We start from the raw sequence: 20,908 nt of genomic DNA, 5'->3' as shown, positions 1-20,908 counted from the left end.
GCTGCCTCCCTTTTTAGGAACGCCTGATGGAGCGATGGGGCGCGACCTTTGTCAATGGACTGGTCTAGACTGAAGACCACCGCCGTGCAAAGCCTGGCTAGAGCCGGCTATTTGCCGACTGTCGTGTCCTTGTCATGGTTGTACCCAGGACGGCGCACGGCCTTGATCTTGCCGCTGCTGCCGCCTCCGCAGAAGAAGCAGCCGCCACCGTCAGATTCCAGTCCCGACACGCCGGAGGGCATCGCCAGCTCCTGCAGCACATCGCCCGTCTGGGGGTCGATGCGCAGGAGATCACCCTCCTCCCCTTCCCAGGTGGCATGCCAAAGCTCGCCGTCGACCCAGGTGACGCCGGTGACGACACGCTTCGACTCGATGGTGCGGATCACCTTGCCCGTTGCAGGATCGATCTGATGGATCTTGTGGGCCCTGTATTCGCCGACCCAGAGCGAGCCCTCGGCCCAGGCAAGCCCAGAGTCGCCGCCATTGCCGGGGGCGGGAATGGTGGCAACGACCTTGCCTGTCTTCGGGTCGACCTTGTGGATGCGGTCCTCGCCGATCTGGTAGAGATGCTCGCCGTCGAAGGCGGTCCCGGCATGGGAGGCAACGTCGATCGACTGCACGATCGCGCCGCTCTCCGGGTCAAGCGCCTTCAGCTTGTCGCCGGTGGCGAACCAGACATTCTTGCCGTCATAGGTGACGCCATTGATGCGCTCGGCATCCGGAAAGGGGCCGTATTCGCGCAGGATCTCGGCAGCGGCTCGTTTCATTTTCGATCTCCATTCGAACAATGGCCGCACACTAGTCGCTCGGCAGCGGACCCGGGAGTAACAAGACAGTCGGGAATCCGGTCACCGGCGGCCTCATCCAGCGGCGCGCCCTGCCGCGGCCGACCGCCTGCACCTTGTTGTCGGCCGAAAGCATTTCCAGCGCCCGCTGCACGGTGCGCGGGCTGGCGCCAAGCGCGATCGCCAGCGCCGAGCTCGACCAGGACTCGCCGTCGGCGAGGAAGGCGAGCACTGCGCCATGCTCCTCCTCGACAGGCGGCGCAAGCACCACGACCTCGGCTGCGGTCAGCGGCGTTAACGCAAAACCGGCGGCCGTCGCGTTGATTTCCGCCAGCGCGTTCATTTCGGCGCGCAGCCGGCCCATCTCGACCCTGAGCCGCGCACGATGCGATTCATCGGCGTGCCTGGCGCGGAAGGCGCGCGTCAGCAGCGCCTCCCGCGACGCATCCGCGGGCCAGGCCTCGGCCAGCGTGCGCGCCAGCGCAAACAGCACCGGCCGCGTCGCCAGCGACACTACGGTGTCGGCTTTGCGCACGACATTGCGGCAGGCATCGACGACGAGGGCGCCTGAGGTGAGCAGCGCCTCGACTTCGTCGAGCTGCAGCGGCATCTCCGTGCCCTTCGACACGAGCCGCGCGACGGGCGTGTTCAGCACCAGCGACGCGCTTTCGACCTCCGCCTTCAGCGCCGGGATATTGGCTTCGTAGGCCGCGAGCGCGGCCCGGCCGAGCGCGGCGCGCGCGGCCTTCGTCCGCAGGCGCCTGACCGCGATGCCCGCGGCCGCGAGCTCATGCGCGACGCGCGCGACCGGCGGCAACGGTCCCGGATCGAAGCCGGCAAGCAGCCGCTCGGCCTCGTCGAGCCGGCCGATCAGGATGAGGCGGCGCGCTTCGAGGCTGCCGGCATAGGCGGCGTTGACCCGATCGCCATGCGCGGCAAGCGTCGTGCGGGCGGCTCGCAACGCTTTGTCCGGCCAGCCGAGATCGCGCGAGACCAGCGCGATCTCGGCCTCGGCGACGACGCAGCGGGCGCGCGCCACCGCCTCTTTCGGGCTGAAGGCGCGGGCGGCGCTCTTCAGCAACGCCTTGGCCTTGGCGAAGTCGCCGAGCTGCGCCATCGCGATGCCGCGCAGCGCCAGTGCGGGGGCGTCGTCGCGCAACGCGACGCGCTTCAGGGCGCCCAGCGGATCACCGGTCGCGAGCAGGCGGCCGGCGGCATTGATCATCGAGTCCATGCAATGCCCGCCCCGATGCCCCCTTCCGGGTCTGCCGGATCAAATCGCGTCACACTTGTAACTCTCACCATCGCGCCGTCCGGCTCTAAGTTTCCCTTGTCACCCCAACCAAACGCAAGAACGGGACAAGAGCAATGACCCAACACATGAAGACACCACCGGTCGTTTCGCCGGAAGCCTGGGAAGGCGCGTATGAAGAAATGCTGGTGAAGGAAAAGGCGCTCACCCGCGCCCGCGACGCGCTGGCTGCGGAACGCCGCCGCATGCCGTGGATGCCTGTCGAGAAGGACTATGTGTTCGAAGGCCCAAACGGCAAGGCAAGCCTGCTCGACCTCTTCGAAGGCCGCCGGCAACTGGTCATCTACCGCGCCTTCTTCGAGCCCGGCGTCTATGGCTGGCCGGAGCACGCCTGCCGCGGCTGCTCGCTCGGCGCCGACATGGTCGGCAACCTCGCCCATCTCAACGCCCGCGACACTACGCTTGCCTATGTGTCCCGAGCGCCGCAGGCCGACATTCAGCGGCTGAAGCAGCGGATGGACTGGAAGATGCCCTGGTACACCATCACCGACAGCTGGGACAAGGATTTCGGCGTCGACGAATGGCACGGCCACAACGTCTTCATCCATGACGGAAACCGTATCTTCCGCACCTATTTCGTCAACAACCGCGGCGACGAGGCGTTCGGCACGGTGTGGAGCTATCTCGACGTCACCCCGCTCGGCCGCCAGGAGGTGTGGGAGGATTCGCCCGAGGGCTATCCGCAGACCCAGACCTACAAGTGGTGGAACTGGCACGACAACTATGAGGAAGGCGCCGCGCCCGACCAGCGATGGGTCGAGGTCTCGGATGCCGGCGAAGCGGCGTTTCGCAACAAGAACGCCTGAACGCGAAGCGACTCTGGCGGCGTCGCCCGCGCCGCCAGAGCCGAACTTTCCTGAGAGCAGTTGGAAGGTGGAGATCATGAGCATCGACAATCCCACCCCTCGCCCGGCAGGCCTGAGCGGATTCGGCCTGGCCGACTGGTTATGTCTCGCGGCGGCGCCGACCTTTGCCGTCATGGCGTTGCTCACGGCCGCCGGTAGCGGACCGGACGCGATGTGCATGTCCGGGCCCGGAGCCTCCGTGCTCAGCGGCATGGCGCCGATGTATTTCCTGATGGCTGCCTTCCACCTCGCGCCCTGGCTGCGGCTGCTCGCCAGAGGGGCGGCGGATTCGGCGTTTCAACCTGCCGACGAGCTGCCGGACCTAAGCGCGGAGCGGATGGCTGAGAGCAGGGATGCCGGCGTGTAGGGCTTTACCAGCCAGCCCAGCGGCTCCGCTGGCGCTGCCCGGGCGCGGACGTCGGAATCGGAATGCGCCGTCGCAAAAACCGACCGCAAACCGTAAATTCGAAACAACTCCAGGGCAGTTTGAATTCCATCCATGGCGCCGGACAGCCGGATATCCATCACAACCAGATCAGGCCGGTCCGCAGCTGCGCTATCGAGCGCTTCCTCGCCCGAGCCAACGACCACGACCTCGAAACCGGCCGCGGTCAGAGTGCTCTCCATCTCGAGGGAGATGAGAAAATCGTCCTCGACGACCAAGATCCGCGTGGGCAATGCGGCGGCCACAGGTTCGGCCGACGCGGCTTTCGTTGGGATTGGCCGACGGCGTCCGTGTGGGGCAGCAAGCTCGGTCATCGAGAGCCATCCAGGAACTGAAGAAGAGCCGGCAAGAGCTTCATGAGAACCGAATGCTGCAGCGCGTCTTCGGTTCCTTGGTAACGACAAGCTTGCCGTGCAGCTGCCGCGCCAAGCCCTGAACCAGCTTCAATCCGGACGAACGGTCGCGGACCGAAGCCAGGTCAAAGCCGGGACCGCTGTCTTCGACGAATACCTGGAAGCCGTCGACATCGCGCCGAAGCCCGACCCGGATTGTGCCGGCTCCGTCGGGAGTTCCATATTTTATGGCGTTGGTCAGAAGCTCGTTCAGGATCAGCGCCAGCGGCATTGCAACGTCATTCGAAAGCTTTGCATCATCAGCCTCGAACTCAACCGCGACTTCCTTCGGGAAGGTCTGCTTTATTGTCCCGCAAACCGCAAGCAAGAAACCCTTCGCGTTGAACTGCGTCGAATCGACCGTCTCGTACAGGACCTGCTGAGCAGCGGCCATGGCCGCGACGCGGTTGCCGGCTTCACGCAAGATTTCTCGCGCTTGCGGGTTCGCTGCCCGTTGACCCGCCAAGCTCAGCAGTGACTGCAGCATCTGCATGTTGTTCTTCACACGATGATTGAGCTCATTGAAGAGCAGCCGCTGCTGTGTTTCGGCCTGTTTGCGTTCGCTGATATCGACCAGCATGTTGATGCCGCCGACGATCTTGCCATCTTCATCGCGCAGCGGCGTCGGATACGGGATGAAGGGAATGCGCACGCCGTCCGGGCGCTCGGCGACGGCTTCAGCGTTGCGTATCGGACGCCCCTCCTTCAGGGCGACCGCCATCGGGCACTGGTCGTGAGGAAGCGGGCTTCCGTCCGGCCAGAACAGTTTCCACGTCACGCACCACTTATCCTTGCCGATCTGCGGAACGCGCCCGGAAAGCTCGACGGCCGCCTCGTTGAAAAAGGTTATCGTGCCGTCGGCATCCGTCGTGTAGATCGCCGCCGGAATTGCCGCCAGCAGGTCGCGCAGCTGACGCTCGCTCGCCCGCAGCTTGGCTTCAGCCATCTTTTGGTCGGTGATGTCGCGCGCAATCTTCGAGGCGCCGATGATGAGGCCCTGGCTGTTGCGGATCGGCGAAATCGTCAGGGAAATATCGACGAGATTGCCGTCCTTGCGGCGACGCACCGTTTCGAAGTGATCGACGTTTTCGCCGCTGCTGATGCGCCTGATGATCTCCGGCTCCTCGCCCAGCCGGTCATCGGGGATGATCATCGTGATGTGCCTGCCGATCGCCTCGTCGGCCGTGAAGCCGAACAGCCGCTCCGCGCTGGCATTCCATGAGGCGATAATGCCGTTGAGGTCCTTGCTGATGATCGCGTCGTGAGAGGATTCGACAACGGCCACGAGCTGATTTGCCGCGCGTTCCGTCGTCTGGCGGGCGGTCTCGAGCCGTACGCGGTCGACCGCGAAGCCGAGTTGTCCGGCCACTGTCAGCGCAAAACGAAGCTCGGACTCCACGAAATCGTGCGGATGATCGTAATAGGACATGAACTTGCCGAGCAGCTGACCGCGCACCGAGATCGGAATGAAAGCCAGCGCTGCAATGCCTTCGTCCCGCACAGCCGCCTTGAGGTCGTCCGGCAATCCGCTTTGCTCGACGTCGGCAATAGCGATCGGTTCGGGATCGCGTGTGTCGCGCGACCAGGGGGAATGGCCTTCGACGGCCGTTCTGTAAGCTTGCGACAGGCCTCGCGAGGCGGCAAATCTGAGGAAGCCGGTGTTGTCGAAGAAGAGTATGGAGGCCCGGTCCGCACCCAATGCGCGAATGATGGTGCTGAGGGCTATCTCGTGAACCTCGCCGAGATTCGCCGCGCGCTGAAGGCTGTCCGTGAATTCGTAAAGCGCCGCCTGCTGCTCCAGATGCCGGACGAGCGCGGCCTCGGCCTTCTTGCGGGCGGTGATATCCTGCTGGACGCGCACCGCATACAAGAAGCGGCCTTCGGAGTCCCTTACGCTCGAGGACGTGACCGCGACCCAGACTCTTGCCCCGTCCTTGCGGATAAGCGCTTTTCGTGCCGGTAGCTGTCGATCTCGCCTCGCACCTGACGCTCGAACTGACGCAGGTCCGCATCGACATTCTCCGCCAGAGTGGCATCGAACACCGACCTGCCGACAAGTTCATCGGCGGAATAGCCGAGCAGGTCGGCCAGGTAGCCGTTGACGCGCCCGAGTTCGCCCTTCGCGTTGACTTCAGCGATGCCAATCGCCGCATGCTGGTAAGTTGCAGCGAGCCGCTGCTCCTGTTGCCCAATGATCTCATCGGTCAGACGCCGGTCCGTGACGTCATGGAAACAGTTGATGGCTCCGACGACCCGACCGTCCTCGTCTTCGATCGGTTCGATGTGGACCATCACCCATATCGCCGTGCCGTCCGGCCGCTCGAGCTTTCCTTCAACCCCCCTGACGGGAATGCCGGTTCGCAGCACCGCGGCCATCGGGGTTTGGGCGCGCGCGATCTGCCGTCCATCGAGATAGAGCCTGTGGGATCCGCAATAGAGTTCGCTGTCCGAGCCAAGCAAGGGCGTTCGCCCCCACAAATCGGCAGCGCGCTTGTTGAACCAAAGCAATCGGCCTTGCGCGTCGCAAGCGTAGATCGCAATGGGCAGCGTCTCGATGAAGTCGGGCGGGATTTGCAGGGCGACGGCGTCCTGCGGGGTACGGATAAACCCCTCGGTTCCTTGAAAGCTTTCGATGCGCATCTCCCAATCCCGCTCGAGCAACGAAAAGCCAAACGCATCGGATCGCCGAATGTTCCCGTGCGGCCCGACTCTTCGGCACTGAGGCAGCGCCGACATAATGCCGACGACGATTTCGTCTTGCCTGGTGGACCGATTTTCGCACAGAGGCGCAAGCGTTCGAACGACCGGTCACACTGGCGGGATCCCTCATGCAACCGGGCCGGAAAGAGCTGCATGCGAATCCGGGCCGCCTTGACCTGGCGCATTGCCTTCCGCGCCGGCTCGCACAATAGTCGGGCCGATGTTCGAGGCGATAGCGAGTCACTGGTCGACGCTTATCCTTTTCCTGTCGTTGGCGATGGCGGCGGTCGGCATCGTCCATGCCATCATGACGAAGGAAGACGTGCGCGCCGCCACGGGTTGGGTCGGCGTGATGCTTCTGTCGCCCTTCCTCGGCGCGATCATCTACGCCATCGCTGGCATCAACCGCATCCGCCGCGCGACGATCAGCGCCATGCGGCCCAGCGCCGGTTCGGCGGATGAGGGGCACAATCGCGACGTCGCCGTCGAAGCCTTGATCGAGGCCCAATTCGGCCAGCGCTTCGTCGGATTGAAGACACTGGGCGACAGGGTGGCGCGGCGTCCGCTGACTTCGGGAAACATGATCGCCGTGCTCGAGACCGGCGACGAGGCCTATATGGCGATGTGCCGGGCGATCGACGGCGCGCAAAAGAGCGTGCTTCTCGAAACTTACATCTTCGACAACGACGCCGTCGGACAGATGTTCGCGCAGTCGCTCTCCGCCGCGGTCAAACGCGGCGTTGCCGTGCGCGTGCTGATCGACGCCGTCGGCGTGCGCTATTCGGTACCCAGCATCCTGAAGCAGCTCAGGGAGTCCAACGTCGCCGTCGATCTCTTCAACGGCAACATCGTCATGGGCTTGAGACTTCCTTATGCGAATCTCAGAACCCACAGGAAGGTCCTGGTCATCGACGCGACAGTGGCGTTTACCGGAGGCATGAACATCCGCAAGGGGTTCTCGGCCGAATTCGCCGGTTCCGACAGCTCCAGGGACACGCATTTCGAGGTCACCGGGCCGGTGGTGGCCGACCTGTTCTCGGTCGCTGCCGAGGACTGGCGCTTCGCCAGCAACGAGGCGCTGAAGGGCGACGTCTGGCAGGTCGAGCGAACCGCCCCGCCGCCCGGCCAGCCGATGCTGGTCAGAGCCGTGGCGACAGGACCGGATGCCGCGAACGAAACCAACCACAAGCTGCTGATGGGTGCGTTTTCGGTCGCCCGCAAATCGATCCGCATCATGTCGCCCTATTTCCTGCCGGACCGCGAGCTGATCAGCGCGCTGACCACGGCCGGCGCGCGCGGTGTCGAGATCGACATCGTGGTGCCGGCGGTGAACAACCTTTTCCTCGTCGACCGCGCCATGACGGCACAATTCGACCAGGTGCTGAAGCATTATTGCCGGGTGTGGCGCCACGAGGGCCCCTTCGATCACTCGAAACTTATGGCAATAGACGGCGCGTGGGCTTATGTCGGCTCGTCCAATCTCGACGCCCGGTCGCTCAGGCTGAATTTCGAGATCGACATGGAGGTCCTGGATGCCAACTTCGCCCGGGCGATCGAGGCGCGTATCGACGCGGCGATCGCGTCGGCGAAACCGGTGACACTCGAGATGCTGAGGGCCAGAGCCTTCGTCATTCGTGTCCTCGACCGATTGCTGTGGCTGGGATCGCCCTATCTGTAGGCAAGGAAGACGAGCAGCAGGAACCATGGAGAGAAACGGACGCACCCTCCCCGAAACCGTGCTCCTGTCGATCCGCGGCAGAAAGATGCGGAAAGCGAAAGCCACGGCGCCGAAACGGGTCGGCGGCGCCGAGATGGTGGTCGCCTCCTACAACGTCCACAAATGCATCGGCACCGACCGCAAGTTCGACCCCGAGCGGACCGCGCGCGTCATCCGCGAGATCAGCCCCGATGTGATCGCGCTGCAGGAGGCCGACAACCGCTTCGGCGACCGCGCCGGACTGCTCGACCTCAACCGCCTCGAAATCGAAACAGGGCTGGTCCCGGTGCCGGTCACCGGAAACGGCAAGGCACATGGCTGGCGCGGCAACGTGCTTCTGTTCAAGCGCGGCACGGTGCGCGACGTGCACCAGATCAAGCTGCCCGGCCTGGAGCCGCGCGGGGCGCTGGTCGCCGAGATCGACCTCGACGAGAACCGGACGCTGCGCGTGATCGCGGCGCATCTCGGCCTGTTGCGCCGCTCGCGCTCGGAACAGGCGCGCGTCGTGCTCGATATCATGAGCAGCGCGGACGAAAGGCCGACGCTCCTGCTTGGCGACCTCAACGAATGGCGGCTGGGCAACCGCTCCGCGCTCAACACGCTGCACACCACCTTCGGCCCCTCGCTGCCCGCTGTGCCCACCTTTCCGTCCGGCCTGCCGGTGCTGGCGCTCGACCGGATCATGGGGAACCGCGACGGCATGGTGTCGGCGGTGGAAGCGCATGACACGCCGCTGTCGCGCGTGGCGTCCGACCACCTGCCGCTCACGGCTTACGTGCATCTATAGGGAGAGTAGCTTATCCTTCCCTGAGCCAGACCAGCATCTCGCCGGGATCGCGGTTGTCCCAGGCGAAGTAAGGAATTGCCTTGAGCGTCGTCTCTTCGGTTTCTGGCGGCTCGGGGCGGTAGAGATCGCCGCCCCAGGTCTCCGCCTTGGCCCGGCTGCCGATCGCCGAAAGCGTGACGATGCCGCCGAGCAGGTTAGGCTCTTTGTGGGCCTCCAGCCTGGCCGTGCGCGGCAGCGCAATGCGGTGCAGGCCACCGCCATTGTCGGTCTCCTCGACGCAGTAGAGCAGCGGGCCGCGCGACAGCGCGACGCGGCCGATGTCCTGCCGCACTTCCGGATTGGCGAAGAGGCGGGCCATCGACATTTCGAGGTCGAGCTCGACGCGGTCGCCCTTTTGCCATTCGCGGCGGATCGCGGCATAGCCGTCGACCGTGACCGCATCGAGATCTAGCATGTTGCCGTTCAGCTTCAGCGCCGCGTTGCGGCACCAGGCGGGCACGCGCAGGTAAAGCGTGAATTCGACCGGTGTCTGTGCCTCGAACTCGATCGAGACCGCGCCGTCCCAGGGATAATTGCTGGTCTGGACCAGGCTGACCGGCCGGCCGGCGATCTCGAAGCGTGCGGTGGAGTCGCCATAGAGATGCACGGCCAGCGCATCGTCGGCGAGGCCGTAGAAATAGCTGCCGATGGAGGCCACCATGCGGCCGATATTGGGCGGGCAGCAGGGGCAGCGGTGCCATTTCCAGCGGTGGTGGCCGCCGCGGCTTTCCAGCGGGTTCTCGTAGAAGAACAGCGAGCCGTCGAGCGACAGGCCCGAGATCGAGCCGTTGTAGAGCGCCCGCTCCATCATGTCGGCATAGCGGCGGTTCGGCCCCATGCCGAGCATGCGGCTCGCCCAGAACACCAGGCCGACCGAGGCGCAGGTCTCGGCATAGGCGGTTTCGTTGGGCAGGTCGTAGTCGCTGGTGAAACCCTCATTGTGAGCCGACGGCCCGAGGCCGCCGGTGACATAGAGGCTCTTGGTGGTCAGATCGTCCCACAGCCTGTCGAGCGCCGCGCGCAAGCTGTCGTCGCCATATTCGGTGGCAATGTCGGCCATGCCGGAGAAGAGGTACATCGCCCGCACAGCGTGGCCGACGACCTTGTCCTGCTCGCGCACCGGCTTGTGCGACTGATTGTATTCGTAGGTTTTGAAATGATAGGCCTTCGGGTCGGCGCCGCGGGCGCGCGCCTCCTCGTCGAAGTAATGCGGCTGCTGGCCGCGCTGGTCGATGAAGTACTTCGCCAGATCCATGTACTTCTTCTCACCCGTCGCCCGCGCGAGCTTCACCAGCGCCAGCTCGATCTCCTCATGGCCGCAATAGCCCTTTTTCTTGCCGGGCTCCGGGCCGAACATCGAGGCGATGTGGTCGGCGTAGCGGCTCATGATGTCGAGCAGCTTGCGCTTGCCCGTCGCCTGAAAGTAGGCGACGGCGCCCTCGATCAGATGGCCGGCGCAGTAGAGCTCGTGGCAGTCGCGCAGGTTGGTCCAGCGGAGACCCGGCTGGATGCGCTGGTACCAGCTCGAGAGATAACCGTCCTCCTGCTGCAGCTTGCCGTACATGTCGATGACGGCGTCGATCTTCTTCTCCAGCTCCGGATTGCGGCGCCGGTAGAGCGAGTAGGCGGCGGTCTCGATGGTCTTGCCCCAGTCGGAATCCCAGAACATCTGGGTCGTCACCGTCGAGCCGGTGAACTCGGCGCCCTGCACGTCGGCCTCGTCCGGCGACGGCGAATGGAACGGAATGACGACGCCGGGCGACGGCCGGTCGGGATCGATCTGCTCCAGCATGCGCGCCTCGACGCAGCGATCGTAGAGGATGCCGGCGGTCTTGGCGGCGACCGCGTCGACCCGGTCGCCCCAGAAGCCGCGGACATCGACCTGGGGCACGGGCAGCGGCCGGAAGGCAAGCTTCGGCTTCGCGGTCGCGGCTGCCTGGGCTGCGGTGGCGGATTGTGCTGCGGTCATAACGTCACTCCATTCGAATGCGGGAAAATCATTTGACGGCCCCGGCCATCAGGCCGCGGATGTAGAAGCGCTGCAGCGCCAGGAACAGGATCAGGCAGGGCACCATCATCACCGTGACGCCCGCCTGCACCGCGCCCCAATCGATGGCGCCGAAGCGGCCGGACTGGAGCGCGGTCATCATCACCGGCAGGGTGAATTTCGACTGGTCGGTCATCAGCACCAGCGCGGCCAGGAACTCGTTCCAGGCGCCGAGGAAGGCGAAGAGCGCAATGGTGACGACGCCCGGCCAGACCAGCGGCAGCATCACCTTGACCAGCATGGTGACATTGTTGGCGCCATCCATGCGCGCCGCCTCCTCGATCTCGCGCGGCACGGCGTCGAAGGCGTTGCGCATCATGAAGATCGAGAACGGCAGCTGCAGCGTGACATAGACGCAGACCAGGCCGGTCAGCGTGTTGTGGAGACCGAGTTTCGTCAGCACCAGGAAGATCGGCGTCAGGATCGACTGGAACGGGATCATGATCGTCGACAGGATGAGGATGAAGAAGAAGTCCCGGAACGGGAAGCGGAAACGCGAGAAGCCGTAGCCGGCGAGCACGCTGACCAGCACGGAGAGCAATACTGTCATCACCGAGACATAGATGCTGTTCTGCGCCGAGGCCCAAAGCCCGTCGCCGAAGGTGTTCAGCGTCTGATAGTTCTCGACCGAGAAGCCGGTGGTCGGCCAGGGCGGCAGCGGCGGCTGGCGCGCTTCCTGCGCCGGCTTGAAGGTGGAGAGCACCGTCCACACAATCGGCGCCAAAAACAGCACCGAGGCGATGATGCCGGTGGAATGCCTGGCGAGGCTGAAGGCCGCCTTGCGGTGCTGCGACATCGTCTCGGCCATCAGTCGAGCCCCTCGGGCTTGCGCAGCAGCCAGAGCTGGATGAGGCTGAGCGCCACCAGGATGACCAGCAGCACCATGGAAAGTGCCGCGCCGTAGCCGAGCTTGAACGAGACGAAGGACTGGTTGAAGATCCAGTAGACCGCCGTCAGCGTCTGGTTGCGCGGGCCGCCGCGCAGGATGATGTAGAACTGGTCGAAGGCGAGGATCGAGCCCGCGACCGACAGGATCAGCGCCAGCGCCAAGGTGCGGCGCATCAGCGGCAGGGTGATCGCCCTGAAGCGGGCGAACGGCCCTGCCCCATCGATGACGGCGGCCTCCTGCAGGTCCTGCGGGATCGACTGCAGGCCGGTCATCAGGATGATCATGGTGAAGCCGGCCACTTTCCAGACCACCATGGCGATGATCGACCAGAAGGCCGGCTGGAAGGTGGCCAGAAGATTGACCTTCCTCTCGGTCAGACCGAGGTCGTAAGCGGCCGGGCTGAACAGGCCGGAATCGACGTTCAACAGCCACGACCAGAGCAGGCTGGCGGAAGCAAAGCCCACCACCGCCGGCATGAAGAAGGCTGTGCGGTAGAGATTGGTGAGCGGGCGCGGCCGCTCGATGAAGATCGCCAGCGGGAAGGCGACGGCGAAGATCGCGATGGTGACGATCAGCGTGTAGTAGAAGGTGAATTTGAGCGCGTTCCAGAAGCGCGTGTCGCGCAGGATGGCAAAGTAATTATCGAGGCCGATGAAAGTGTGCTCGCCCATCAGCGGCCAGTTGTGCAGCGACATCCACGCCGTCATGCCGAGCGGGATGACGAAGAAGACGGTGACGAAGGCGACGGCCGGCAGGACATAGAGCAGGCCTACCCATTGCCGGCGGCTGACGCCGATGCGTCTGGCTCGGGCGGGCGCGTGGTGGGTTGCAGTGAGGGTGGTCATGGCTGAGCTCCCCCTTCTCCCCTTGTGGGGTGAGCAGCCGGTTCACCGAAGGTGAATTCATCGTGCCAGTGGCACGATGAAAGGCCGGCGAACGCCGGGACGCTGCGAAGCAGCGGGGACCCGGCCGGGGGTGGATCGGCCACCGCCCGGCCCTTCGCAGGCTCAGGGCGTTCGAAGCTCGAAAAGCCAAGCAATTGGCTTTTCGTCCGCTGCGCGGACCGCTTCTCACCCCACAAGGGGAGAAGAGGGAGCGAACCTCGCGGCGCCTCAACTTGACGATGATGATGAGTGAGCTTTCTCAACGCGATAATCCTGCCATTTAGCGCGGCGTCCCCCTCCCCCTTGAGGGGAGGGTCCGGCCGAAGGCCGGGGGTGGGGGTCCGCTGTGAAGTGCGCCTACGGGGAGATAGCGTCGGCGTACTTCGCGGGCGACCCCACCCGGACCTGCGGCCCGACCTCCCCTCGAGGGGGAGGTTTAGGGCCGCGCTTTACTTGTTCGGCGCCTGGTCGATGATCGACTGCATGGTCTCCTGCGCGTTCGAAATCGCGCCGTCGACATCGTCGCCGAAGAAGACCTCGTTGACCATCTGCGTCCACGGCCCGTTGGCGGAGTTGATCAGGTCGTTGAACACCACCGAATAGGGCGTGCGGCCCTTGGCCATCGCCTCGGCCGCCACCTGGTAGCGCGGATCGAGGTCCTTGAGCGCTTCCTTGGCGATGTCGCCGCGCACCGGAAGGCTACCATATTTGGCGAGGATGGTCTGGCCCTCGAGCGAGTAGGCGAAGTCCAAAAACTCCTTCACCACGGCGATCTTCTTGGTGCCCTTGGTGACGACGAAATTGTCGCCGCCTGCGAAGGACGACCAGCCGCCATCCTTGCCCGGCAGGAAGGTGATGCCGTAGTCGATATCAGGGTATTGGGTGTTGAGCGCGCCGATGGCGAAGGCGCCGGACGGCGAGAGGCCGATCTTGCCGCCGGCAAAGGCGGCGAAGAAGTTGGCGCCGGTGTCGGTCTGCGCACCCTCGGGCACCAGTCCTTTCTTGACCATCGAGCGGTAGAGGTCGATGGCGCCGCGCAGCTGCGGGCTATCGAGCGTCGCCTTGGAGCCGTCCTCGGAGAGGATGTCGCCGCCCGAGGCCCAGACCAGCGGCGTGAAGGTGAAGATGTTGCAGCCGCCGCAATTGCCGGAGAAGTAGAAGCCCTTGATGTCGCCGCCGAGCGCGTTGACCTTCTCGGCGTCGGCCTCGATCTCGGCCCAGGTCTTCGGCCCCTTTTCCGGATCGAGCCCGGCCTGCTTGAACAGCTTCTTGTTCCAGATCAGCACCGAAGAATCGGCCGAGAACGGCAGGCCGTAGATGCGGCCCTTATAGGTGCCGGTCTTCACATGCGCCGGCGACAGGCTCGAAAAATAGGGCAAGGATTTCGCCCAGTCGGTGATGTCTTCCAGCTGGCCGGCGGCGGCGAAGGACGGCGTGTAGATCAGGTCGAGCGACAGCGCGTCGGGCGCGGTGCCGCCGGCGGCGGCCGCGCCATATTTCGGGATGATCTCGGCGTTCGGGATGATGTCGAGCTTGATCTGGTCCTTGTGCAGGCGTCGACGATGCGCGGCATGAAATTCGAGCCGTCGGCGCGCACCCAGATGTTGGCGGTCTCGGCGGACATCGAACGAACGGCCGTCGCGCAACGGCCAAATTGGGAGGAGAACCATGAGGAGGAATACCGTGAAAACCATGTTTGCCAAGCTGGCCTTGGCCGCAGCCGTGATCGGCGGCGGCCTGCAGGCGGCGCCTCAGCCGTCCGGCGGACGGCCGCATGACTGACGCACCACCAGCCGGCACGGCAGTTTCCTGATGCCCGGCGCGGCCGGCTGGCCGCCCACGAGCGAAAGCAGAGCGAGCCCGGCCTCGCGGCCGAGCGCTGAAAGGTTCATGTCGACCGAGGTCAGCGGCGGGCGCGTCGCCTCGGCCACGATCTCCCAATTGTCGAAGCCGATGACGCCGACATCGTCGGGCACGCGGATGCCGCGCTCGCGCAGCGCGTCGATGACGCCGCGGGCGATCTGGTCGTTGCCGCAAAAGACGGCATCCGGCCAGCCTTGCCTGCCCCGGCCGTTGCCGAACAGTTTCGCCACCGCATCGTGGCCCCAGCCTTCCGACCAGGCGCCGAGCAGCGGCTCGCCGATCGGCAGGCCGTGCGCCTCGAGCACTTCCCGGTAAGCCTCGGCCCGCGCATGTACCACCGCGAAGCCCGCCGGTCCGGTGACATGGGCGATGCGGCGGCGCCCGAGCCGCAAAAAATGCTCGACCGCCAGCCGTGCGCCGCCGGCATCGTCGGAAACCAGGCCGACCGCGCCGGGATCCGGCTGGGTGAAGGCATAGACGACGGGAATGCGCAGATTGGAGAGATCGATCGGCAGATGGCGGTCGATGCGTTTTCCCGTGGCGATGATGCCGTCGACGCGCTTGTCGAGCATGGCCTCGACATGCAGCTGGCCGAGCCGCGTGTCGTCCTCGACATTGCACAGGAACACCGAGACGCCATTGTCGACCAGCGCGTCCGAAACGCCGGCCATCAGCGGCAGCGAGAAGCGGCCATAGGTATCGTTGGTGAGCAGGCCGACGGTGAAGGAGCGCTTGCGCAGCAGGCTCTGCGCCAGGTGGTTCGGCCGGAAGCCAAGACGCTGCGCCACCTCACGGATGCGCTCCCGCGTCTCGGCGGTCATGCGCCCCTGCCCGTTCAGCGCCTTGGACGCCGTCGCCACGCTGACGCCGGCCGCAGCCGCCACCTCGCGCAGGGTGACCGGCGGCTTGGCGGAAACTGGCGCTGGCTCTGCGTCGGAAGACATAGTTCGAGGCGCATCCCTAAGTTGGGAAAAGGTTTTCCCTTATCGTCCTGCGCGAAGATGACGGGTGAGGTCAGCAGGCGGGAGGCGATTTGGGAAAAGGTTTTCCCAAAAGGGAGATTAGGGGAAGCGGGAGGGGTTGGCAAGGGGTCAGGAACGGCGACGCGGCTTTTCGCCTAATGGTTGACGTGCGCGAGGACATCTTAAGTTCCAGTCTCGAAGGACCGGATGGGCCCGCAAGCAGACTGTCGGTTTTCCAAAAGTAGCTAGCCTGATCTGCACGACCGACATGCGGCGCAACTAGGTGGAGGAGCGCCTTTCGCCGGTATTACCAGTTGGTCGCGACGTATTTTGGTTGGAGATATTCAAGCAGGCCGTGATGCCCTCCCTCGCGGCCGAGCCCGCTTTGCTTCATCCCCCCGAACGGCGCTGCCGGGTCCGAAACTAGGCCACGATTGACGCCGACCATTCCACTTTCGATGCGTTCGGCGACCCTCAGGGCGCGTCTGAGATCACTACTGTAGACGTAGGATATGAGGCCATACTCCGTGTCGTTCGCCAGCCGGACAGCCTCGTCTTCCGTATCGAAGGGCGTGACCGCTGCGACCGGCCCAAAGATCTCTTCCTTCGCGATGTCGGAATCGGGGGAAACGTCAGCCAGGACTGTCGGAGGATAGAAGAAGCCCTCGCCAGGCCGCGGTTTGCCGCCCGTTTCGATACGCGCCCCACGGGCAACGGCATCCTTCAGCAAGCGATCAACCTTCTCCACGGCCGTCGCGGTAATAAGGGGCCCGAGCTGGGTCGTCGCTTGAAGACCCGGCCCCACTGAAAGCGACGACATTTCCTGGGTAAGCCGGCGGACAAAAGCGTCGTAAATGCCGCGCTGCACATAGAAGCGATTCGCCGCAGTGCAGGCTTCTCCGCCGTTGCGCATCTTGGCGACCATGGCGCCTGCCACGGCATCGTCCAGATCCGCATCATCGAACACGATGAAAGGAGCGTTGCCGCCGAGTTCCATGGAACAGCTGATGACCCGGTTGGCGGCCTCACGCAACAGGATGCGCCCAACGGCGGTCGAACCCGTGAATGACAGTTTGCGCACCCGACTGTCGTGCAGCATCGCGCTCACCACAGGCCCCGCGGCCGTGGTCGTCACGATGTTGACGGCACCTTCGGGCAAACCGGCTTCCATGAGGATCGCACCGATCGCCAACGCGGTCAGTGGAGTCTCAGCCGCCGGCTTCAGTACGCACGTGCAACCCGCCGCGAGCGCTGGGGCGATTTTGCGGGTCGCCATGGCCGCAGGGAAATTCCAGGGCGTGACGAGAACGGCGATGCCAATCGGCTGGTATTGAACCAGGATTCGGTTTGCACCGCCCGGCGCGTGGCCGATGTCGCCGAGAGTACGCACCCCCTCCTCGGCGTACCATCGGAAAAACTCCGCGGCATAGGTTACCTCTGCGCGAGCGTCTGGGAGGGCCTTGCCGTTCTCCAGAGATATCAGTTGCGCCAGCCATTCGGCACGATCGCGCATGAGCTGGTGGCAGCGCATCAGGATGTCCGATCGCCAGCGTGAGGGTGTTTGCCTCCACATCGTCGCAGAAGCCTCCGCAGCATCGATCGCCCGGATTGCGTCGGCGACTGCGCCGTCTGCGACAGACGCGATCGTGCGCCCGTTGGATGGATCGGCGACATCAAACCGATTGCCGCCGGTTGCACTTGTCCATTTGCCGCCCACCAGCAGATCCACAGGAGCGCTTGCAATGATAGCCGCAGCATCCACGCAAAAAGGTTCGATATCCCTTGCTGTCTGACTCACACCATCCTCTCGCGGCTTTAGAAAACATGCGCAACCAGTCTGTCGATTCCTGGAACCAATATGAAATTGGTATTGCAACCGGTGTCAATATAGATCAAATTGGTTGCAGAGAAATCCGCCCGTTTCTTAGTGGAGTGGCCGCATGACCGTCGTTTTGAGGGATTTCATCGAGGCGGCCGGACTGCAGCCAGGCGACCGGCTGCCGCCCGAGCGCGATCTCGCGCTCAAGCTAGGTTTACCCCGCACGGCCCTCCGGCGCATGCTGGCCGAGATGGAGCAAGAGGGGCGCCTGCTTCGCCATGTCGGGCGCGGCACTTTCGTCGCCGAGCGAGGGGCAACTGCCAGCGCTCCGTATCGCGCACACGATGCCTCCCGGAAAGAACTGTGGACCTATCCCGCTGAGGTCTTCGAAGCACGATTAATCATCGAGCCGAAGGTGGCGGCGCTCGCGGCGTTGCGGGCGACCCCCTATGAAACTGAAGAGATGCACAAGGTCATCCAGCATGGCAGTACCGCCGCGACGCTGGCGGAGTTCGAGCGTTGGGACGCCGCGTTCCATCAACTGGTAGTGGTGGCGGCCCGCAATGGACTGCTGGCCTCGCTCTACGAAGGTATTCACTCGCTTCGGGCGGGGCGTCTTTGGGGGCGCATGAAAGAGCTGTCTCTGACGAAAGAGCGTATGCAGGAGTATACGGCTCATCATCGCGCGATCTTACAGGCGATCACTGACCGCGATGGTGGGCAGGCCGAACAAAGAATGCATAGCCATATCTTGACCGCGAGAGCCAACATACTCGGATCGGAGACAATGGGGTGAGTAGGCCTCATCGCCAAAATTTTGAGATTGCCGAACCGAGCGGAATGGCGCGTTCGAACGCTAATCGCCTGTCGTTCTATTCAAGGCGGGGCATCTGACACTGTTTTCACGACGGACGCGGTGCGCGCCATCCAGACAAGATGAGGTTCCTGTACCCGGCGGGCCCGTCCCCAAGGAAGAGCAACGTTATCGCCTCTTTGCTTCGGGCTGGCGACGGCGCATCGCACGCTTATCCCGCCATTCGTAAAGGGAATAGACAAGCGGGATGAACCATGGCTTGCCGCGGTAAAACGGCACGGCCTTCGGAGCGGGGTCGAAATCGAAGGCGGACTGCGCCTTTTCGGTTTCGCCGAGGATCTTGAAGGCGGCCTTCTTGCCCAGCCAGCGGGCCCAGACCACTCCGGAGCCGCAGAAGCCGGTGGCGTAAACCGTATCACCCGAGGTGAAAATCCGAGGCACCATGTCGCGATGCATGGCGACCTGGCCAAACCAACTATGCGTCAGGCCGACGCCCCTCAGTTCGGGGAAAATTCGGCCAAGTTCGCTGCGCAAATGGGTGGTCGGCGCCAGCGCGTCACCCGCCGTGGTGCCGTCCCTGCCGCCGAAGAGGATGCGCGATCCGTCCGCCGAAGGGCGATAGTAATAGCTGAGCTGGCGCATATCGCCATACATCATGCGCTTCGGCATCAACTGGTCCATCACGCCTTCTGCCAATGGCTCGGTAGCGATGATGCGGCTGCGCACCGGCACAATACGGCGTCGCAGCCAAGGATCGAAGCCGTCGGTATAGGCATCCGTGCAGATCAGCACCTTCCTGGCGAGAACGTCACCGCGCGACGTTCTCACACGGACCCCGCCGGCCTCGGCGATGGTTCCCGTAACGGCTGTGTTCTCATGGATTACCGCTCCGGTTGCCATTGCCACCCGTATAATACCCGCAAGCAGCTTGGCCGGATGCAGGCCACCGGTATCCATCCGCACGAATCCACCCGTGTAGAAATCCGTCCCGATATAGGTCGGCACGTCCAACCGGCCAACGGGATGAGCCTCGATGCCCAGAAAGCGCCGCAGTAGATCGGCGGAGCGGCTGAGTTCGTCGCATTCATCAGCGTTGATCGCGCCGACGAACAGGCCGGAGAGATGGAAGTCACACTCCACCTTCTCCTCCTTCAGAAAGGCCCACAGGTCTTCCCGTGCGGCCTTTCCCTCCATCAGGATCTCGGTGGCGCGGGCCTCGCCGAATCTTCTGATCAATTCCTTGCGCCCGGGTCGAATGCTCCCGCTCGCCATGCCGCCATTACGACTGGCAGCCGCCTGCCCCAGCGACTGGCGATCGAAAAGCTGAACACTGCGACCGGCACGAGCAAGCTCGATGGCCGCCGAAAGTCCTGCATAGCCTCCCCCAACGATCGCCACGTCGCATTTGGAGGCGACCCGGCGGACTGGGAGGGGAGAGAAGGTGCAATCCTCCCACCAATAGGGCGTGGATTTGAAGGGGCCAGCGGGATCGGCGGTCATGGGAACATACCAGCTTTTGGTCGGATCGGCGGGCAAGCGCAAACCGGTCAATCACGTGAGACCCAGAGTTTGCGCGTGGTTTCGATGGCACGCCATACGCCGGTGAATCCCGGATGCATGACGAAGGCGTCGCCAGCCGCGATGCGGCGCGGCGGGCAGCCATCCTCAGTAAGTTCGGAGACACCCGAAAGGATGTAGCAGAACTCGAAAGTCTCGCCCTTAATCGAACGATAGGCGCCAGGCGTGACCTCCCAGACCCCTGCCTTCACGGCGCCGTCTGCGGTCTGGGCGATATCCCAGCTCAGAAAACGTGGATCGCCCTCCACAAGGCGGTCGGGCAGAGGCTGCCCTTCGCGTGGGCGCGGAAGAACATTCTGGTCGATGAACGTCAACTTGGACATAGGGATGTGGCCTTTCTGCGCGTTGAACGCCGTTCGAACCAAAGTTGCCGCTCCAAAAGCTTCAAGGCAGTCAGTCCGACGACATTGAGGGTGAGGTAGAAGACGGAGGTGATGATGAAGATGTCCATAATGGCGAAGGTTTCGCTCATCAGGCGTTTGGCCCAACCGGTGATTTCGAGCACAGCGATGGTCGAAGCGAGGCTGGATTCTTTGACGATGATGGCAACCTCACTGCTGTAGGATGGCAGCGCTTGTCGCAAAGCCAGCGGGAACTTGATCCGGCGCAAGATAATCCAAGGCGACATGCCGCAGGCTTCCGCCGCCTCGATCAGCCCGCGCGGCAGGGATAAAAACGCGGTTCGAAAGATTTCGGCTGTGTAGGCACCGGTGTTCAACAGGACCGCGAGAATGGCTGCGTGCAGGCCGTCGCCGATCAGCCACCAAATCACCGGGTTGGAGCGAAAGAACCCGACCTGCCCTAATCCGTAGTAGATCACGAATATCTGCACCAGCATGGGCGTGCCGCGAAAGACGGCGCAATAGGCGTCGGCCGCCGTGCAAACCAAACGATTGCGCGAAGTGCGCGCGAGCGCCACCAGGATGCCGAATGGCAGTCCTAAGCCCACGCCGAACACCGAGATCAGAAGCGTTGTCTTTGCGCCGGTGAGAAGGAACGGAATCGCATAGGCAATAATGGTGAAATCCAT

The 20,908-nt window shown here is 64.0% G+C and carries 17 protein-coding genes and 2 pseudogenes; 5 read left to right on the top strand and 14 right to left on the bottom strand.

Annotation, left to right across the window (positions count from 1 at the left end):
• Positions 1-107: 107 nt before the first annotated feature.
• Positions 108-767: a DUF5074 domain-containing protein gene (locus EOD29_RS12685; protein ID WP_127246875.1), complete on the bottom strand. Its 660-nt coding sequence runs from the start codon at positions 765-767 to the stop codon at positions 108-110.
• Between the two features lie 31 nt (positions 768-798).
• On the bottom strand, positions 799-2,019 hold the full coding sequence (locus tag EOD29_RS12680) for a helix-turn-helix domain-containing protein (RefSeq protein WP_127246874.1): 1,221 nt from the start codon (positions 2,017-2,019) through the stop codon (positions 799-801).
• 134 nt (positions 2,020-2,153) lie between these two features.
• Between EOD29_RS12680 and EOD29_RS12675 the strand changes: the two genes are divergently transcribed.
• Together EOD29_RS12675 and EOD29_RS12670 are read left to right on the top strand one after the other, a co-directional pair.
• Positions 2,154-2,903: a DUF899 family protein gene (locus EOD29_RS12675; RefSeq protein WP_127246873.1), complete on the top strand. Its 750-nt coding sequence runs from the start codon at positions 2,154-2,156 to the stop codon at positions 2,901-2,903.
• 76 nt (positions 2,904-2,979) lie between these two features.
• A complete protein-coding gene (locus EOD29_RS12670; protein WP_245322385.1) occupies positions 2,980-3,309 on the top strand; it encodes a hypothetical protein in 330 nt (109 codons plus the stop codon).
• Here the strand turns inward: EOD29_RS12670 and EOD29_RS12665 are convergent.
• From EOD29_RS12665 to EOD29_RS37150, 3 genes and pseudogenes are all read right to left on the bottom strand, one after another.
• Positions 3,240-3,701, bottom strand: a complete 462-nt coding sequence (locus EOD29_RS12665) for a response regulator (protein ID WP_082954105.1) — start codon at positions 3,699-3,701, stop codon at positions 3,240-3,242. The genes EOD29_RS12670 and EOD29_RS12665 overlap by 70 nt on opposite strands.
• 40 nt (positions 3,702-3,741) lie before the next feature.
• Positions 3,742-5,640, bottom strand: coding sequence for a PAS domain S-box protein (locus tag EOD29_RS12660; RefSeq protein WP_245475341.1), 1,899 nt, complete (start codon positions 5,638-5,640; stop codon positions 3,742-3,744).
• Positions 5,641-5,649: 9 nt separating this feature from the next.
• A pseudogene (locus tag EOD29_RS37150) lies at positions 5,650-6,419 on the bottom strand (PAS domain S-box protein); the annotation flags it as partial.
• Positions 6,420-6,699: 280 nt separating this feature from the next.
• On the opposite strand from EOD29_RS37150, the gene EOD29_RS12655 reads away from it, so the two are divergent.
• Together EOD29_RS12655 and EOD29_RS12650 are read left to right on the top strand one after the other, a co-directional pair.
• A complete protein-coding gene (locus tag EOD29_RS12655) occupies positions 6,700-8,157 on the top strand; it encodes a phospholipase D-like domain-containing protein (RefSeq protein ID WP_095824806.1) in 1,458 nt (485 codons plus the stop codon).
• Positions 8,158-8,182: 25 nt separating this feature from the next.
• Positions 8,183-8,983, top strand: a complete 801-nt coding sequence (locus EOD29_RS12650) for an endonuclease/exonuclease/phosphatase family protein (protein WP_082954104.1) — start codon at positions 8,183-8,185, stop codon at positions 8,981-8,983.
• A gap of 10 nt (positions 8,984-8,993) precedes the next feature.
• Here EOD29_RS12650 and EOD29_RS12645 read toward each other — a convergent pair whose 3' ends face one another.
• From EOD29_RS12645 to EOD29_RS12620, 6 genes and pseudogenes are all read right to left on the bottom strand, one after another.
• The gene (locus EOD29_RS12645) at positions 8,994-10,991 is read right to left on the bottom strand and encodes a glycoside hydrolase family 127 protein (RefSeq protein ID WP_127246872.1); all 1,998 of its coding nucleotides are present in this window, start codon (positions 10,989-10,991) and stop codon (positions 8,994-8,996) included.
• A gap of 28 nt (positions 10,992-11,019) precedes the next feature.
• A complete protein-coding gene (locus EOD29_RS12640) occupies positions 11,020-11,877 on the bottom strand; it encodes a carbohydrate ABC transporter permease (RefSeq protein WP_127241144.1) in 858 nt (285 codons plus the stop codon).
• Positions 11,877-12,803 carry a sugar ABC transporter permease gene (locus EOD29_RS12635; protein WP_127246871.1) on the bottom strand — a complete coding sequence of 309 codons (927 nt, stop codon included), beginning with the start codon at positions 12,801-12,803 and terminating at the stop codon, positions 11,877-11,879. The genes EOD29_RS12640 and EOD29_RS12635 overlap by 1 nt, the downstream gene beginning before the upstream one ends.
• Before the next feature lie 488 nt (positions 12,804-13,291).
• Positions 13,292-14,466: pseudogene (locus EOD29_RS12630) on the bottom strand (sugar ABC transporter substrate-binding protein).
• Positions 14,467-14,593: 127 nt separating this feature from the next.
• A complete protein-coding gene (locus EOD29_RS12625) occupies positions 14,594-15,649 on the bottom strand; it encodes a LacI family DNA-binding transcriptional regulator (protein WP_127246870.1) in 1,056 nt (351 codons plus the stop codon).
• A gap of 325 nt (positions 15,650-15,974) precedes the next feature.
• Complete coding sequence (locus tag EOD29_RS12620; RefSeq protein ID WP_245475340.1) at positions 15,975-17,429, bottom strand: NAD-dependent succinate-semialdehyde dehydrogenase; 1,455 nt, start codon at positions 17,427-17,429, stop codon at positions 15,975-15,977.
• A gap of 178 nt (positions 17,430-17,607) precedes the next feature.
• Here EOD29_RS12620 and EOD29_RS12615 point away from each other — a divergent pair, with 178 nt between their 5' ends.
• Entirely contained in the window at positions 17,608-18,282 is a 675-nt protein-coding gene (locus tag EOD29_RS12615) for an FCD domain-containing protein (protein ID WP_095783156.1), read from the top strand.
• 186 nt (positions 18,283-18,468) lie between these two features.
• Here the strand turns inward: EOD29_RS12615 and EOD29_RS12610 are convergent, their stop codons facing one another.
• The 3 genes from EOD29_RS12610 to EOD29_RS12600 are packed head-to-tail and all read right to left on the bottom strand — an operon-like array spanning position 18,469 to position 20,908.
• The gene (locus EOD29_RS12610; RefSeq protein ID WP_127246868.1) at positions 18,469-19,800 is read right to left on the bottom strand and encodes an FAD-binding oxidoreductase; all 1,332 of its coding nucleotides are present in this window, start codon (positions 19,798-19,800) and stop codon (positions 18,469-18,471) included.
• A gap of 47 nt (positions 19,801-19,847) precedes the next feature.
• Positions 19,848-20,201 (bottom strand): cupin domain-containing protein, encoded by a 354-nt coding sequence (locus EOD29_RS12605; RefSeq protein WP_067329699.1) that lies wholly within the window; start codon positions 20,199-20,201, stop codon positions 19,848-19,850.
• Complete coding sequence (locus EOD29_RS12600) at positions 20,189-20,908, bottom strand: ABC transporter permease subunit (protein ID WP_067329696.1); 720 nt, start codon at positions 20,906-20,908, stop codon at positions 20,189-20,191. Before EOD29_RS12600 ends, EOD29_RS12605 begins: the two co-directional genes overlap by 13 nt.

The sequence above is a fragment of the Mesorhizobium sp. M1A.T.Ca.IN.004.03.1.1 genome (assembly GCF_003997555.1).
Lineage (GTDB): Bacteria > Pseudomonadota > Alphaproteobacteria > Rhizobiales > Rhizobiaceae > Mesorhizobium.
This window is presented reverse-complemented; position numbering and strand designations above follow the sequence as displayed.

Coding starts and splice junctions, on each gene's coding strand:
- EOD29_RS12610 (WP_127246868.1), bottom strand. CDS start 19,800: ATGACCGCCGATCCCGCTGGCCCCTTCAAATCCACGCCCTATTGGTGG.
- EOD29_RS12670 (WP_245322385.1), top strand. CDS start 2,980: ATGAGCATCGACAATCCCACCCCTCGCCCGGCAGGCCTGAGCGGATTC.
- EOD29_RS12615 (WP_095783156.1), top strand. CDS start 17,608: ATGACCGTCGTTTTGAGGGATTTCATCGAGGCGGCCGGACTGCAGCCA.
- EOD29_RS12625 (WP_127246870.1), bottom strand. CDS start 15,649: ATGTCTTCCGACGCAGAGCCAGCGCCAGTTTCCGCCAAGCCGCCGGTC.
- EOD29_RS12655 (WP_095824806.1), top strand. CDS start 6,700: ATGTTCGAGGCGATAGCGAGTCACTGGTCGACGCTTATCCTTTTCCTG.
- EOD29_RS12640 (WP_127241144.1), bottom strand. CDS start 11,877: ATGGCCGAGACGATGTCGCAGCACCGCAAGGCGGCCTTCAGCCTCGCC.
- EOD29_RS12675 (WP_127246873.1), top strand. CDS start 2,154: ATGACCCAACACATGAAGACACCACCGGTCGTTTCGCCGGAAGCCTGG.
- EOD29_RS12605 (WP_067329699.1), bottom strand. CDS start 20,201: ATGTCCAAGTTGACGTTCATCGACCAGAATGTTCTTCCGCGCCCACGC.
- EOD29_RS12665 (WP_082954105.1), bottom strand. CDS start 3,701: ATGACCGAGCTTGCTGCCCCACACGGACGCCGTCGGCCAATCCCAACG.
- EOD29_RS12600 (WP_067329696.1), bottom strand. CDS start 20,908: ATGGATTTCACCATTATTGCCTATGCGATTCCGTTCCTTCTCACCGGC.
- EOD29_RS12650 (WP_082954104.1), top strand. CDS start 8,183: ATGGAGAGAAACGGACGCACCCTCCCCGAAACCGTGCTCCTGTCGATC.
- EOD29_RS12685 (WP_127246875.1), bottom strand. CDS start 767: ATGAAACGAGCCGCTGCCGAGATCCTGCGCGAATACGGCCCCTTTCCG.
- EOD29_RS12635 (WP_127246871.1), bottom strand. CDS start 12,803: ATGACCACCCTCACTGCAACCCACCACGCGCCCGCCCGAGCCAGACGC.
- EOD29_RS12680 (WP_127246874.1), bottom strand. CDS start 2,019: ATGGACTCGATGATCAATGCCGCCGGCCGCCTGCTCGCGACCGGTGAT.
- EOD29_RS12645 (WP_127246872.1), bottom strand. CDS start 10,991: ATGACCGCAGCACAATCCGCCACCGCAGCCCAGGCAGCCGCGACCGCG.